The organism is Bradyrhizobium sp. ma5 (assembly GCF_042258955.1).
In the GTDB taxonomy this organism is placed as follows: domain Bacteria; phylum Pseudomonadota; class Alphaproteobacteria; order Rhizobiales; family Xanthobacteraceae; genus Bradyrhizobium.
The window spans coordinates 641,207-655,541 of record NZ_CP170156.1 but is presented as its reverse complement, the minus strand read 5'-3'; the positions used below and the strand labels follow the sequence as shown (position 1 = coordinate 655,541).

Below are 14,335 nucleotides of genomic sequence, written 5' to 3'. Positions count from 1 at the left end.
ACGCCAGGGCTGAAGCCGGACAATCTTTCGCTTGACGCACAGCCGTCGCCATGATGTTCTTATTTTGTTCTTTCTGTTTCCAGTTGCGTTTCGAGGTGACCATGCACGACGTCTTTGCCGATGACGGTCCGGTCCAGCTCTTCATTCACGACGACGGTGAGACGCCGCTGGAGTTGGTGCAGGACCTGCTGCGCACGGTATTCGGGAAATCCCAGCAGGAAGCCGTCGCGACCGCTGCCTTGATCGAGGCAAGGGGCGCTGTTCCATGCGGCCCCTATCCGGGCGCCGTCGCGCGGGCAATGTTCAACAGCGCCAAGTGGCTAATCCGCTCCAACGGCCACCCGTTGATGATCACGAGCGAGTCCGCCGACGCCAGCCGCCCCTGCGATCTTTGCGAAGCCCCGAAAGCCGTGACGGAGATTATTCTCTCCGGTACGACGGCCTCACTGTGCAGGGACTGCCTGCTCGCCGCGCGTCGCAGCTCGGAAGAATTGCCGAGCCACGAGTTTCGATACGCCTTTGTTGCGCTCGACTGGCATTTCGCCGGCGTGCCGCGCAACCTGATCGTGACGCGGGCACGCCAGTTTCCAGGCCACATGCGTGCCGACGTTCAGGTCGCGATCGACAAGCTGCTCACGGACCCGATCCACTTCTTCGGAATCCATGAGGAATATCGCTACGAGACGATTGGATTTGCGTCCCTAATGAAAGACAGCCGCAATGCGCCGGCGATCGCACCTCCCCAATACCAGGACGTCGATATCGGCGAGCCCGAGCCGGTGAAATGTCTCGTCAACGGTTTGTGGCTGTGCCGGTCCGGCACGTTACGCTACGCCGTGCTGCTGAGCTATCATCGTGAATATGACCGCGAACCCGCTGTTCGGATCGAGATCGCATTGCCGGCAGGCACGGCCGGCGATGCCTTCGTACAGCCGACCTTTGCCGCGCTGGAAGCCGCTGTCCACGCCGCGCGATCCTACCGCGGCAAGATACTCTCGCTCGAGGGTGGTTCGGACTATCGCGGCCGTTCGCGCGGCGTGACCGTGCATCGGCTGCCGACGGTTGCTCGCGATGACGTGATCCTGCCGGAGCGGACACTGGGGCTGCTCGACCGCAACGTGCTCGGCTTTGTCCAAAGCCGCGATCTGCTGCGCAAGCTCGGCCAGTCGACCCGCAAGGGCATCCTGCTCTATGGCCCGCCCGGCACCGGCAAGACCCACACCATTCGCTATCTCGCCACCAACCTGCCGGATCACACCACGCTGATTATCACTGCAGAGCAAGTCGGCCTGCTCGGCGCCTACATGAACCTCGCCCGCCTGCTGCAGCCGGCCATGGTCGTGATCGAGGATGTCGACCTGATCGCGCGCGACCGCGAGGATATGGGCGGACCGTGCGAGGAATCCCTGCTCAACAAGCTGCTCAACGAGATGGACGGCCTGAAGGAGGATTGCGACATCCTGTTCCTGCTGACCACCAACCGCCCCGAAGAGCTCGAGGGCGCGCTGGCCGGCCGGCCGGGCCGCATCGACCAGGCGATCGAGGTGCCGCTGCCCGACGAGACCGGACGCGGCAAACTGATCCGGCTCTATGGCAAGGGCCTACCGCTCGAACAGCCCGTCATCGACGAGGCCGTCCGACGTACCGATGGCGTCAGCGCCGCCTTCATCAAGGAGCTGATGCGCCGTCTCGCCCAGGCCAGCATCATCCGCGACGGCGGCGGAGAGGTCACAACCTCCGACCTCGACGGCGCGGTCGGTGAAATGCTGTTCGACGGCGGCCGGCTCAACGCCAAGCTGCTCGGCGGCGCGCAGGGAATGAGCGCAACGTGACTGACCGGAAGCCTCGGCTGGTCGTCAGCCGCGGGACGCCTGTGGCAGCAGCAGGTCCCGCTCCCCTCGCGCGACGCGCGCCAGCGCGTCGGACATCCGGGTCAGCACGCCCTCCCAGGCCTGCGGTCTGTCCTGGCGGAACAGCCGCATGGTCGGATACCAGGGCGTGTCGGCGCGATCGCGCAGCCACCGCCAGTCGAGCGCATAGGGGCACAGCATCCAGACCGGGCGGCCCAGCGCGCCGGCGAGATGCGCCACCGAGGTGTCGACGGCGATGACGAGATCGAGCGCGCAGACGGCCGCGGCGGTGTCGGCGAAATCGCCGAGCGTCGGTGCGAGATCGACGACGTCGGCACCGAGACGCCGCAGCACCGGGGCATCGTCCGGCCGCGGCTCCTTCTGTAGGCTGTAGAGCTGGACGCCAGGTGTGACCAGCCGCGGCAGCACGGCGTCCGCCGGCAGCGAACGCTGGCGGTCGCCCTTGTGCCTGGCATTGCCGGCCCAGACCACGCCGACCTTCAGCGCGGACACGTCGGCGAGCACCTCGCGCCAGCGCGCGAGCTTGATGACGTCGGCCTGCAGATAGGACACGGCGGCAGGGATGGTGTCGACGGTGGTGCGGAAAATCCGCGGCAGGCTCAGCAGCGGCAGTTGCAGGTCGAACGGCGGCAACGGCTCGCCGCGCGCGAACACCGCGACATCGGGCAGCATCGGCCGCAGCAGCGAGACCAGCGCCGGCTGCACCTGCAGAATGATCCGGCCGCCGCTGCCCGCCAGCATCGGTACGTAGCGGACGAAATTGATGGCGTCGCCGAGCCCGTATTCGGCAAACAGCAGCAGCGTGCGTCCCGCCAGCGGCTCACCCTGCCATTCCGGCTCGTCGAACACGGGATCGCCTTCGCTGAGCATCTTGGTCTTGCGGCGCCACTGATACTCCTCAAAACCTTCCTCGAACTCGCCGTTCATCAAGAGGAAATGCGCGTGGTTGTAATGCGCCAGCGGCTGTTCGGGATCGAGCGCGATGGCGCGGCGCGAGGCCACCAGCGCCGCATCGATCTCGCCGGCATTGCGCAGCGCGACCGCAAGATTGGCGTGGCCCTTGGCGTAATTGGGTTCGAGCTCGATGGCCCGCCGATGCGCGGCGACCGCCGCCTCGACCAGATTCTGTGCCTCGAAGATGATTCCAAGATTGGTGTGCGCGGCGGCATAGTCCGGCTTGAGCGCCAGCGCCAGTTCGGCGCAGGCGATGGCGTCGTCGACCTGTCCGAGCTCGAACAGGCAGGCGCCGAGATTGTTGAGGATGACGTGATCGGACGGATCGCGGGCCGAGACCTGCCGATAGATGCGGACCGCCTCCTCGCGCTCGCCCAGCTCGTGCAGCACCATGGCCAGCAGGCGCCGCGGCGCGAAATTGTCGGGCTCGAGCGCGATCGCGCGGCGATAGTGCAGGACTGAGTCCTCCAGCCGGCCCAGGCGGTAGAGGGCCGCTCCGAGGCCGCTATGCAGGCCGGGATGATCGGGATCCGCGCCGAGCCCGCGGCGATAGGCGGTGGCGGCGGCGTCGTGCTTCTTCTGATCAGTCAACGCATTGCCGAGGTTGAGCCAGACCCCGCGATAGGCCGGATCGCGCGCGATCACCTCGCGATAGGCCTGCTCGGCCTCGACCGGCCGCTGCTGTCCGGCCAGCGCAACGGCGAGGTTGAACCGCGCCCGCGTCAGGCCGCCATCGAGGGCGATCGCGCGGCGAAACGCCGCCTCGGCCTCGTCGAAGCGCGACAGCTCACACAGCGCGACGCCGAGCTTGATGTGCAGGCCGGCATCCTTCGGCCGCAGTGTGACGCCGCGCTGGAACGCCGCCACCGCACCCTCGTGCTCGCCCTTCACGGCGAGCGCATCGCCGAGCGTGGCGAACGCCGGTCCGTGATGCGGATCGAGGCTGAACACCCGGTTCAGCAGCACCGCGCCCTCGGCGGCGCGGTCGGTCACAAAGGCGATGACGGCGGAAAGATGCAGCGCCGGAATATGATCGGGATCGGCGGTCAGGATGTCGCCACACAACGTGCCGGCCTCCATCGCGCGGCCCGCGCCATAATGCGCCACCGCATCCAGCAACATCCGATCAACAGCCACACTGCCCACGATACCGCCCCCGCCTCTCAAGACCCCAATGGGGATTAAACGGGCGGCGCCGCCAAATCCGGCACGCGAAGTTCAGCGTCCGCTATCTCCTCTTGACGCTCGGCTCATCATGTAACATATGAAGTTACATGATACGCGATAGCCGTCTATCTGGTGTCCTGCACGGCCTGCTCCACATGATCGGAGCGGGCGAACCGGTCACGTCGGAGCAACTTGCACAGGCGATGGCCACCAACCCGGTGGTCGTCCGCCGCGTGATGGCGGGCCTGCGCGAGCAGGGCCTGGTCCGCTCCGAGAAGGGCCATGGCGGCGGCTGGACGCTTGCGCGCGATCCCGCCGACATCACGCTCGCCGATATCTATCGCGCGGTCGGCGCGCCCACGATCGTCGCGATGGGCCATCGCTCGGAAAATCCCGGCTGCCTGGTCGAACAGGCCGTCAACGATGCGCTGTCAGGTACGTTTCGCGAGGTCGAGGCGATCTTCCTGAAGCGCCTCGGCGCGGTGACGCTCGACGCGCTCGCGAAGGATTTCAAGCGCCGCCTCGCCAAACACAAGCAAAGTCTCGAGGACCAGATTCATGCAGCCAAGTGACCAGGCGAAGCCGCTTCCGTTCAACGATCCCGCGCATTGGGACAAGATGGTCGCGACCTACGAGGCGCAGTCGCAGCCGTTCACGACACACTTCGCCGAGGCCGCGGTCGCGATGCTCCCGATCGGCCCGTCGTCGAAGGTGCTCGACGTCGCCACCGGTACGGGTGCCGCGGCGCTTGCCGCCGCGCGCAGGGGCGCCGACGTCACCGCGATCGACTTCTCGGCCGGCATGGTGGCACGGGTCCGCGCGCATGATGTGGCGAATATCGAGGCGCAGCAGATGGACGGCCAGGCGCTCGATCTGCCGGATGCCGCCTTCGATGCGGCGGTGTCTGTATTCGGCGTGATGCTGTTTCCCGACTGGCGCGCCGGACTGCGCGAGATGGCGCGGGTGACGCGGTCAGGCGGATCGGCGGCGATTGCAGTCTGGAAAAGCGCCGACGGCGCCGCCGTGTATCTCTTGCTCTCACAGATCATCCGGCGGCTCTATCCCGACAACGTCAGGCCGATGCCGTGCACCGGCCTCGCGGAGCTCGCCGATCCCGGCCGCCTCAGCGCTGCGGTCATCGCGGCTGGCTTCTCCGATCCTGTCGTCGCCGAGATCACCCACGACTTCCAGCTCAATGTCGCCAATCCTGCTGATGTCGACAAACTGTTCGCGTTCATGCCGCATTGGAGCGGGCTCGATGCGGACCAGAGCGCAGCAGTCGCACGCGCCTTCCGCGCCGAGATCGAGCGCGGGCGGGTCGGCGATGTCTTCGCGATTCCCTCGACCGCACTGATCGCTACGGCCCCGCGGCCCTGACCATCATCTGCTTTGCGCGCGCTGAATGAGAAGAGCCCGCCGCGCGATCGCCCAGATCGCAACCATGGCGCGCGCCAACGCCTTCTCAGATTGTACAATGACGTAGCGGCCCGGCAACGGCGCATCACAAAAGCAGATGCACGCGGAGATTCCGCGACGCGCCTGCCGAGCCGCGTACTACAACAATCCCGTATTTTTTAGATGTGCGCCGCCTGCTGCGGACCGGCGCGACGGGGGTTACCTTTGTTACCGATTGCAAACCTTGCGCGGACTCGCTTCCGCTTGGCCGCCCCGCGTCTTGCGTCCGAGCTTCACAACAGACTGCCGTCGATGGCGATCGCGCGACGCGCCGGATGGCGTCTCGTCCTGATCGCCGCCGCGCTGTTCGGCTCGGTCGCCGCGGCCAGCGCGCAGGCACCGGTGATAGCCTCGATCTCCCCGACATCAGGTCCCGCCGCGGGCGGCACCAGCGTCACCATCGCGGGCGGCAGCTTCAGCACGGCCACCGCGGTGCGCTTCGGCGCCGTCAACGCAACGAGCTTCGTCATCAATTCGAGCGAGCGGATCACCGCGGTCGCACCGGCCGGGACCGGCACAGTCGATATCACGGTGACCAACCCGTCCGGGACGTCATTCGCGTCTCCCGTGGATCGGTACACCTACGTGGGGTCCGCGCCGACGGTGACGTCGATTTCGCCGACCACGGGCCCGACCAGCGGTGGAACGACGGTCATCATAACAGGCACAGGCTTGACCGCTGCGACGGCCGTGACGTTCGGCGCAACCCCTGCAACCGGCTTCACCGTCAATTCCAGCACCCAGATCGCAGCGACCTCGCCGGCGGGAACGGGAACGGTGGATATCACGGTGACGACGGCAGTCGGGACATCAGCGACATCAGCGGCGGACCGCTTCACCTTCGCAACCACGACGACGACCCAGACCGCGCTGACCTCGTCGCAGAATCCGAGCAGTCTTGGCCAATCGGTGACCTTCACGGCGAACGTCACCGCCTTAGCAGGAACGCCGACCGGCACAGTGACCTTCAGCGACAATGGATCGCCGATCGGCACCGCGACGCTCGCGGCAGGCGCGGCGAGCTTCTCGATCGCGACGCTCAAGATCGGCAGCCACACCATCACGGCGAGCTATGCCGGCAGCAGCGCATTCAATGCCAGCACCTCGCCGGCGCTGGCGCAGAGCGTGAATGTCCCGACCGACAGCGTAAAGCTGCGGGCATTGCAGATCGATATCACCAAGCTGGTGGCGCAGAACTCCGGTCAGGCAATCTCGGGCGCGATCGACAACGCGATCTCGGAAGGGTTCAGCGAAGGCGGCAGCTTCATGACGCCAGGCGGCGCCGGCATGCGCTTCAACTTCGCGGCCGATCCGGAGAACGGCGTGACGCAGACGGACACCGGGAATCGTGGTGCCTACGCCTCGGATCGCACTTCCAGCGCGCCCGGACGTAGCGGCAACAGTTCGCGAATCGACAATGCGTTTGCGGCGATCGACCAGCAGATGCCGATCAAGGCGGCGCCCAAAACCCAGACGACGATCAATCGTGAACCGCGCGATTGGCTGTTCTGGATCGACGTCAGGGGCAGCGGCATCGACCGCTGGTCGTCGCCGACCGCGCCTAGTGTCGGCACAACGGGTTCATCGATCTACGGCAGCCAGCTCAATGCCCTGATGGGATTGACCTACCGGGCGATGCCGAACCTCCTGGTCGGTGCCGTCGCCGGCTATGAGACGTTCAACTACACGGCACAAGACATCAACGGAAAGCTCACCGGCGACGGCTGGACCACGGGAACCTATCTCGGCTGGATGATCACGCCGGCGCTGCGCTACGACGCCGCCGTGACCTTCTCGCAGATCGGCTACAACGGCGTCGCCGGAACGGCGCAGGGCAATTTCAACGGCGACCGCTGGATGTTCGCGACCGGGCTGACCGGCAGTTACAAGATGAGCAACCTGCTGATCGAGCCCTCCGCCCGCCTCTACACGCTGTGGGAACATGAGAACGCCTATGTCGACACGCTCGGCACGCTGCAGACCGCGCGTGACTTCGTCACCGGCCGCGCATCCGGCGGTGTCAAGCTGAGCTATCCGCTGGCAACGATCGACGCCGCCGTGGTCTCGCCCTATCTCGGCGTCTATGGCGACTACTATTTCAGCAAGGACGATGCCGCGGCACTTTCCGTGAGCGGCATCCCGATCAACCCGACGCTGGTGCTGGAGGGTTGGTCGGCCCGCGTCACCGGCGGGCTGAACGCCAGGCTCGCGGGCGGCATGATGCTCGGCCTCGGCGCGGAGTATGGCGGGCTCGGCGGCACGGCACGGCTCTGGACGTTCTCGGCCAGGGCGCGCGTGCCGTTCAACTGATTGAAGACGGCGCCCCTGAGCCCGCATCCTCGGCGATGCGGATCCATCGGCGGCACGCTTACTGGCGCTGGTCGTCGCCCGGCTTCTCTCCGTCACTCGGCGGTTGCAGGCCGGGGCTGTTGGCCCAGCTATCGAGATCCTCGATGACCCGCCGGTGACTCGGCCGCAGCGACGGCGGACCACCGGGCTCCTGAGACAACTTTCGGGGCAGCTTGACCTGTTCTGGCATGGCGAGGCTCCAGAGCTGGGCGGTGTGCGGGCCGTTCGCAGCGAGCGTTACGCAACGGAGCCGCGAAGACTATTTGTGATCTGCCGGATTCGCCGGTGCTGCGACCGGCTGCATGGGAGCGGCCTGCTCCCACGGCGCCGGCAGGATGACCCGCGCCGGCGGCAGGTTCTGCGCTGCGCGCTGCACACCGGCATCCGCGTTCGCCGGCCGCGACTCCTCGCTGGCGCTATCGGCGCGGGCGACGGCAATGGTGATGCCCATCGCCACTACCGCGAGGCCGAGTCCCGCGCCGATCGAAGCGGCAACGACGCCGGCCCGCGGCCTGTTCAGGATGGCAAGATGAGATGGGGTCATCACAACTGCTCCTCACGCAATACACGTGGTTCGGAGCCGTGCGCGACGCTAAAGCAGCGCACGGCTCGAGGCGGTGATCAGGTCTTGATGTCGGCCGGCAGCTTGCCGCCATTGGCGGCGAGCTTGGCCATCACCTGCTGATGCAGCCAGACGTTCATGGTGGCGGTGTTGTTGGTATCGCCGGTGTAGTGCAGCTCCTTGGCGAGCTCCTTGCGCGCAGCAAGGCTGCTGTCGAGCCCGAGCGCCTTCATCAGGTCGACGATCGAGGTGCGCCAGTCGAGCTTCTCGCCGGTGGCAGCCGCCGCCTTGTCGACGATCGCCGCGACGTCGACCGTTTGCGCGGCGGGCGTGCCAGGCGCGGTGGATGCGGCAGTTGACGTCGTTGCCGGCGATGCTCCCGGCGCAGCCGTCGTGGTCTCAGGTGTTTTGGCCTGGGCACCGTGCCCGAAGATTGCACCCATGATGCTTCCAAAAATGCTCATGTTCTCTCACTCCGTGCGCCCGGGACACCGTTGGTCCCGTGACTGGTTCCAGTGACGAGTGGACGATAGGCAGGCCATTGGCCGAGTGGAAGATGACCATCGTCACTATCGGAGTGTGGGACGGCGTGGTGCAGTTGGAGAGAGAATCGTGCGGTCCTGCACCGCACGTCGCGCGCGTTTCATCGTACGCCCCACGTGCGATGAAGTCAGCCGTCCCGGCCCGATTCGCCAGCCCCGAGAAGTCGGGACGGCTGACACAAACCTGCGCGGAGTTATGTGAGCTAGAGCTGACGGCGGCGAATGGTCTGGGCGAGTTCGACAAAGCATTCGGCAATGCCGACGCCGGTCTTGGCGCTGACCGGCTTGACGCTCGACTTGGCGAGTTCGGCAATCGCGCCGGCGCTGCCGGCAGCCTCCGGCAGGTCGATCTTGTTGAGCAGCGCCCGGTAGGGCCGGCCCGGGAATCGCTCCTCGAAACCGCGGACCAGCTCGACCATGCGGGTCACGGTCTGCGGCCGCGTGACATCGGACACGATGATGGCGGCGGATGCGCCGGTGACATAAACCGTGTCGAAGATCTGCGTGCCGAAATCGCCGTCGGTGTCCCACAGCACGAGGCGCATCGGGTCGCTGCCATCCGCCGGCGCTACGTCATGGCTCAGGATCTCGACGCCCAGCGTGGATTTGTACTGGCCCTCGAACCGATTGTAGATCAGCCGATAGAGGATCGACGTCTTGCCGACACCCATGTCGCCGAGCAGCATGACTTTTGCGGTAAGCATCAGCGGGCCACTTCGCCTCGGTAGACCGTCTCGAACGCCACGCGGCGGTTGCCGCCGACGGTGGCGTCGAGCCGGTCGGTGATCGGCATCGTCGCCGCGCGCGAAACCAAAATCAGTCGCGACGGGTCGACCCCGAGCGCGGTCAGCTTGCGCTGCACCTGCTCCGCCCGCTTGCGCCCCAGCGTCTTGTTGGTGCCTTCGGTGCCGCTCTGATCGGCATAGCCGACGATGCGCAGCCTGAGATCATTGTTCGTCAGCAGCCCGGCGAGTTCACGTAGCTGCTGATCGGCCTGGTCGTTGTCGAGGATCTCGTCCGAATTATTGATGAAGAAGATCGCGGTCGAGGCGATGAAGCGATCGAGCCGCGCCGCCGGACCGTCGGCGACGGACTGCAGCTTCGTGACTTGCTCGCCCAATTTCGCAGACTGCTCGCCGAGCTTGTCATCTTGCGCGGCGAGAGCGGCATATTTCTCGTCGCCCGACTTCGCCTGCGCACCCATCGCCTCGCGCATCTGGTCGAGGCTCGCCTGGAGCCGCGTCAGGCTCTGCTGCAGGCCCGCAATGCCGGCCTGCGATGCCGCCGCCTGCTCCGGTGTGGACACCAGTCCGATGCGGTCGACTACCTTGTACGGCGCCGCGGCTACAGCGAGCGCGTCGATCACCGGCGCGGTTTCCAACTGGCTCGGCTCGAGGCCCGAGACGGCCACGCTTCGGCTGCCGTGATCGAAGTCGAGCCGCAGCGGGAAGGTCGCCAGCAAGGGCTGCTTCGCGGCGAACTGCTCCAGCGCGGCATGGGTCCGCCGCTCCAGCAGCGCGCGCGTCACCGAGGTCACGGCAAAATAAAGCAACAGCGCGGCCACAGCGGCGAGCACGGCGAACAGGATCACCTTGCCGCGCCGGCTCGCGATCCGCCGCGGTGTGTCGTCGGTCTCGATCGCCGTTGCGAGTGAGGCGAGCATCGGCCCGTCGCAATCCGCGCCGCGGTCGATGCGCTCGATCGCATCGAAGAACAGTGAGTTGATCCTGGCGTTGTCGGCGGGGCGCAGCGGCCCCAGGCACTCCGCCGCCAGGATGAAGCGCGGCGAGGCGCGCAGCGCGAGCTGCCGTCCGCCGAAATCGAGCGTCTGCAGATTGCCTTCGCCGGCCAGCGCCTGCACGGAGAATTCGAGGATTGCCGCAACCATGGCGCTGAGCAGGTCGGCGCGCTCATCGACGGTCGCCTCGCGCTTCCAGTCGGCGACAAGGCGGCCATTTCCGCGTTCGATGATCAGGAGCCGGTTGATCTGCGGCGGACTGTCGGCGAGCACGAACTCGCTGATCGGGCGTCCCGTCACCAGCGACTTGACCCGCCCGACCCACAATTGCGCCGAGGTCAGCGCATTGATGCGCTGCTCGAGTGAGGCAACCAGTTCCCGGAACGCATTCGCGACCGCGGCACTGACCAGCCGGCCGACGATCGGATAGAGCGCCTCGATCATCTGCTCGCGCGAATTCTTGATCTCGCTGCGGATCGCGGAGACCACGACCGGCGCGATCGCGGTGGCGAGCTCGCGCGGCCGGTTGACCTCGGCGCGCTCCAGCGCCTCAACCAGAATGCCAGCGGTGGCCGTCTCCAGGCGATCGGCGTTGCCGACATAGCGCTGCAACGAGTCGAGGTCAGCCTCCAGCGACGTCAGACGCGTCGCCTCGGGCTGAAACAGCAATGTCCTGAGCTGCTCGATCTCGCGGTTCTGGCCGGCAGCAGCTGCCATGCTATTTGCCCGTGCGGCCGGATCCCAATCCGCTGATGGCAGCGCCGAGCTGGGTGATCGCCGCACCGACATCCTTCAGCGAGTCGAGGCGCTTCTGCTCGGTATCGCGTTCGAGGTCGGAGAGCCGCGCCTGCAGCGCGGTGAGCTCGTTGTTGAAGTCCGCCTGCATCTGCTTCAGCGATGCCTGCATCTCCTCGCGCAGACCCGACAGATTGGTCTCAATCGAGCGTTGCGCGCCGCCGAACAGGAGATCGCGGACCTGATCGATCGCCGCCATGCTGGGCGCCGCCGAATCCGCGCCGTTGCCGGCCGCCGCGTTTGCCAGTCCATCGCTATCCTTGGTCTGGCGCTCGATACCCTTCATGGTCATTCCCTGTTTAGTCAAAGCCGCGCAATCCGGACCTGCCATGTCAAAAAGCAAATCCGAAACAAACCTATAGCCAATTTTGTCGGCGCGGCACAGAGAAAGGCGAGCAATCTCAGCCAGATCAACCGCGTGGTGTGCGGTTGGGGGCAGTTATTTCTAGTAAGTTATTGCCTTTATTGCCAGTTCCGTACGGTTCTTGACCTGGCATTTCTCCAGGATGGTGCTGACATAGTTCTTCACCGTGCCCTCGGCCAAATGCAGCCGTTCACCGATCTCGGTATTGCTCTTGCCCTCGACGATCAGTGTGAGAATTTCATTCTCCCGCGCCGTCAGCCCGTCGCGAACCGGCAGTTTCGCCGAGACGCGCGGGCCGCGCAGCCGCTTGAACTCGTCGAGGATACGCGCGGCGACGCTGGGCGACAGCCCGGACTGGCCGTTGATCACCGCGCGGATGGTCGATGCGATCTCCTCCATCCTGGCGTCCTTCAGGAGATACGCCTTGGCGCCGGCGCTGACCGCCTCGAAGATCAGATCGTTGGTCTCGAACGTCGTCAGCACCACGATATGGGTCTGCGGCAACTCGCGCAGAATCCGTTGGGTTGCCGCGATGCCGTCGACACGCGGCATCTGCAGGTCCATCAGGATGACGTCCGGCCGATAGCGCCGTGCGAATTCGATGGCCTGCTCGCCGTCGGACGCACCGGGAAGGATCTCGAAATCGTCGTTCTGCTGGGCAAGCAGTGTGGCGATACCTTCCCTGATCAGGGTCTGATCCTCGGCGATCAGCACCCGCACCTTCTCAATTATGCTCACGGGCTTCAGTCATCCTCTCGAAGGTCCCGAGCATGATCCGCTTGAACCGGATCATGCTCTTGTCCTCTGTTGGTCGCGTTTTCTTAACGCGAACCGGCATCCACTTCGCTCGAAAACGCGCTGAATAGGCGGCAACGACATCAATCGGCCAGCAGGCCGGCAGACGCTGCCGGCGGCACCGCCACGGGGAGCGATATCCGGACCAGCGTACCCTGTCCGGGCGCGCTCTCCACCGCGCAGCTTCCGCCGACGAGTTCAGCAAATTCGGCCATCCCGATCAATCCGAAATGTCCGGGAGTAGGCACCGCGAGATCGAAGCCGCGGCCGTCGTCGCGGATCTCGACGACGAGCTTTCGGCCGACTGCGGCCGGCGCTTCGAAGGCGTGAAACGAGACACGGCGTGCCTTCGCATGGGCCTGAACATTGCGCAATGCCTCGCTGAGGATGCGCTGAACCGTCAAGCCGCAATCGCGCAAGCCGGGACGCGCCTCCTCGTCGATCTGGATCGACACCCTGACGCCGCTGCGCGCGGCGAAGTCGCTGAGCAGTCCCTCGACATCGGGATCGAGCTTCAAATCGTCGGGCGTGCGCAGGCGATCGATGGCCTCGCGGGCGCGCGAGAGGCCGCTCGCTGCGGCGTCTTCGGCTGTTGCAAGGCTGTCCGCTACGCGCGCGGGGTCGGCCGAAAGGTAATGCCTGATCAGCCGGATCTGGGTCAGTAGCGCCACGATCGAATGCACCAGCGTATCGTGCAGGTCGCGCGCCAGCCGCAGCCGCGTCCGCGCCAGCGAGGCAAAACGCACTTCGGCGCTCGCCGCCTCGAGCTGCTGCTCCATCAGCCGGCGGGCCCGGCGCTCGCTGCCGAGCAGCGTTTCGACCTGACGTCCCGCGAAGTCCGGCATGGCGATGACGAAGTAATGCGACTGCGCACCATTCCACAGCACCACCGCCGTCATCGGCTGCGCGATGCCGGGCGAGGCACCGCGGACACCGGCCAGTGCGATCATGTCCCGCTGGCCGCGAGCCAGCGCCGCCAGCTCGGCTTCCATGCCGACCAGCAGCATGCACTCGCAACAATCGACGCCGATTGCGGGAAGCCATTCGACCAGCCGCCCGATCTTCCGCTGCATGCTTCGGTCGGCACCGATGACGGCGAGACCGATGACGTCGGCTCCTGCGGCCGCAAGCAAATCCGCGCTCAGATCGATCATGCGTTGCCCATCAACTCAGCGAGCAGCCCACTCTGGCGTAAGCCCGCAGCGGCCGCAAACGAATATGACTTTCGTCACAACTGGTCCTGACTTTCGTCAGATGCCGCTGCCGCTCGAAATGCGGTTCTGTCTTACGCATGAGTAACAGCGCAAGCCATGATGTGCCACATGCCGGCGTCCATGGCGATGCCGGCCGGTCGCCGGGCCTCGCGGAAGGTCGCGCCTGTCGGCCGAAATGTGAGCTGACAATGAAGGCCGCGCCACGGAAATCGTTGGGTATCGAGCTCATGTTGGCGGAAGCGGAAAAGCCTGCGCGGCGCCGGCGCCTGAGCGCGACTCAGAAGCTGGCGTTGCAGGAAGCGCTCGCGGGCCGCCTGCAGCTCTACCCGCGCGGATATGCCGCGAGCAAGACCGGGCCGTTCCACTCGCGCCGCGCCATTCTCGGACTGGTGCGCGCCGGCCTGATGAGCCTCAGCGCGACCGCGCGCTACGCGGCCGTGACCCGGCGCGCACGGGACATGTACGCGGCGCAGGCGACCAGCGAGAGCGAATAGCGCGCGTCATCGGGATACTGCGCATCTCCGGCCGA

14 protein-coding genes are annotated in these 14,335 nt (G+C 66.0%); 5 read left to right on the top strand and 9 right to left on the bottom strand.

Features of this window, described 5'->3' with window-relative positions:
* Positions 1-50: 50 nt before the first annotated feature.
* Positions 51-1,832, top strand: coding sequence for an ATP-dependent Clp protease adaptor ClpS (locus tag ACE103_RS03015; RefSeq protein WP_375778276.1), 1,782 nt, complete (start codon positions 51-53; stop codon positions 1,830-1,832).
* A 24-nt stretch (positions 1,833-1,856) separates the two neighbouring features.
* Here ACE103_RS03015 and ACE103_RS03010 read toward each other — a convergent pair whose 3' ends face one another.
* Complete coding sequence (locus ACE103_RS03010; RefSeq protein WP_375780992.1) at positions 1,857-3,947, bottom strand: tetratricopeptide repeat protein; 2,091 nt, start codon at positions 3,945-3,947, stop codon at positions 1,857-1,859.
* Between the two features lie 152 nt (positions 3,948-4,099).
* Here ACE103_RS03010 and ACE103_RS03005 point away from each other — a divergent pair, with 152 nt between their 5' ends.
* The 3 genes from ACE103_RS03005 to ACE103_RS02995 all read left to right on the top strand — a co-directional run bounded on the left by ACE103_RS03005 (position 4,100) and on the right by ACE103_RS02995 (position 7,757).
* Entirely contained in the window at positions 4,100-4,564 is a 465-nt protein-coding gene (locus ACE103_RS03005; RefSeq protein WP_097674443.1) for an Rrf2 family transcriptional regulator, read from the top strand.
* Positions 4,551-5,369, top strand: a complete 819-nt coding sequence (locus ACE103_RS03000; RefSeq protein WP_375778275.1) for a class I SAM-dependent methyltransferase — start codon at positions 4,551-4,553, stop codon at positions 5,367-5,369. The genes ACE103_RS03005 and ACE103_RS03000 overlap by 14 nt, the downstream gene beginning before the upstream one ends.
* Before the next feature lie 330 nt (positions 5,370-5,699).
* Positions 5,700-7,757: an IPT/TIG domain-containing protein gene (locus ACE103_RS02995; RefSeq protein ID WP_375778274.1), complete on the top strand. Its 2,058-nt coding sequence runs from the start codon at positions 5,700-5,702 to the stop codon at positions 7,755-7,757.
* A 58-nt stretch (positions 7,758-7,815) separates the two neighbouring features.
* Here the strand turns inward: ACE103_RS02995 and ACE103_RS02990 are convergent, their stop codons facing one another.
* The 8 genes from ACE103_RS02990 to ACE103_RS02955 form a co-directional block, all read right to left on the bottom strand.
* A complete protein-coding gene (locus ACE103_RS02990) occupies positions 7,816-7,986 on the bottom strand; it encodes a hypothetical protein (RefSeq protein ID WP_375778273.1) in 171 nt (56 codons plus the stop codon).
* Between the two features lie 69 nt (positions 7,987-8,055).
* A complete protein-coding gene (locus ACE103_RS02985; RefSeq protein WP_375778272.1) occupies positions 8,056-8,340 on the bottom strand; it encodes a hypothetical protein in 285 nt (94 codons plus the stop codon).
* Between the two features lie 77 nt (positions 8,341-8,417).
* Entirely contained in the window at positions 8,418-8,822 is a 405-nt protein-coding gene (locus tag ACE103_RS02980) for a DUF3597 domain-containing protein (RefSeq protein ID WP_223974816.1), read from the bottom strand.
* A gap of 281 nt (positions 8,823-9,103) precedes the next feature.
* Positions 9,104-9,604, bottom strand: a complete 501-nt coding sequence (locus ACE103_RS02975) for a Rab family GTPase (protein WP_176534054.1) — start codon at positions 9,602-9,604, stop codon at positions 9,104-9,106.
* Complete coding sequence (locus tag ACE103_RS02970) at positions 9,604-11,355, bottom strand: OmpA family protein (RefSeq protein WP_375778271.1); 1,752 nt, start codon at positions 11,353-11,355, stop codon at positions 9,604-9,606. Before ACE103_RS02970 ends, ACE103_RS02975 begins: the two co-directional genes overlap by 1 nt.
* A gap of 1 nt (position 11,356) precedes the next feature.
* The gene (locus ACE103_RS02965) at positions 11,357-11,719 is read right to left on the bottom strand and encodes a hypothetical protein (RefSeq protein ID WP_375778270.1); all 363 of its coding nucleotides are present in this window, start codon (positions 11,717-11,719) and stop codon (positions 11,357-11,359) included.
* A gap of 159 nt (positions 11,720-11,878) precedes the next feature.
* A complete protein-coding gene (locus tag ACE103_RS02960) occupies positions 11,879-12,535 on the bottom strand; it encodes a response regulator transcription factor (protein WP_176534057.1) in 657 nt (218 codons plus the stop codon).
* A gap of 140 nt (positions 12,536-12,675) precedes the next feature.
* On the bottom strand, positions 12,676-13,746 hold the full coding sequence (locus ACE103_RS02955; RefSeq protein ID WP_375778269.1) for a sensor histidine kinase: 1,071 nt from the start codon (positions 13,744-13,746) through the stop codon (positions 12,676-12,678).
* A gap of 248 nt (positions 13,747-13,994) precedes the next feature.
* On the opposite strand from ACE103_RS02955, the gene ACE103_RS02950 reads away from it, so the two are divergent.
* Positions 13,995-14,300 (top strand): hypothetical protein, encoded by a 306-nt coding sequence (locus tag ACE103_RS02950; protein WP_375778268.1) that lies wholly within the window; start codon positions 13,995-13,997, stop codon positions 14,298-14,300.
* Positions 14,301-14,335 lie beyond the last annotated feature (35 nt).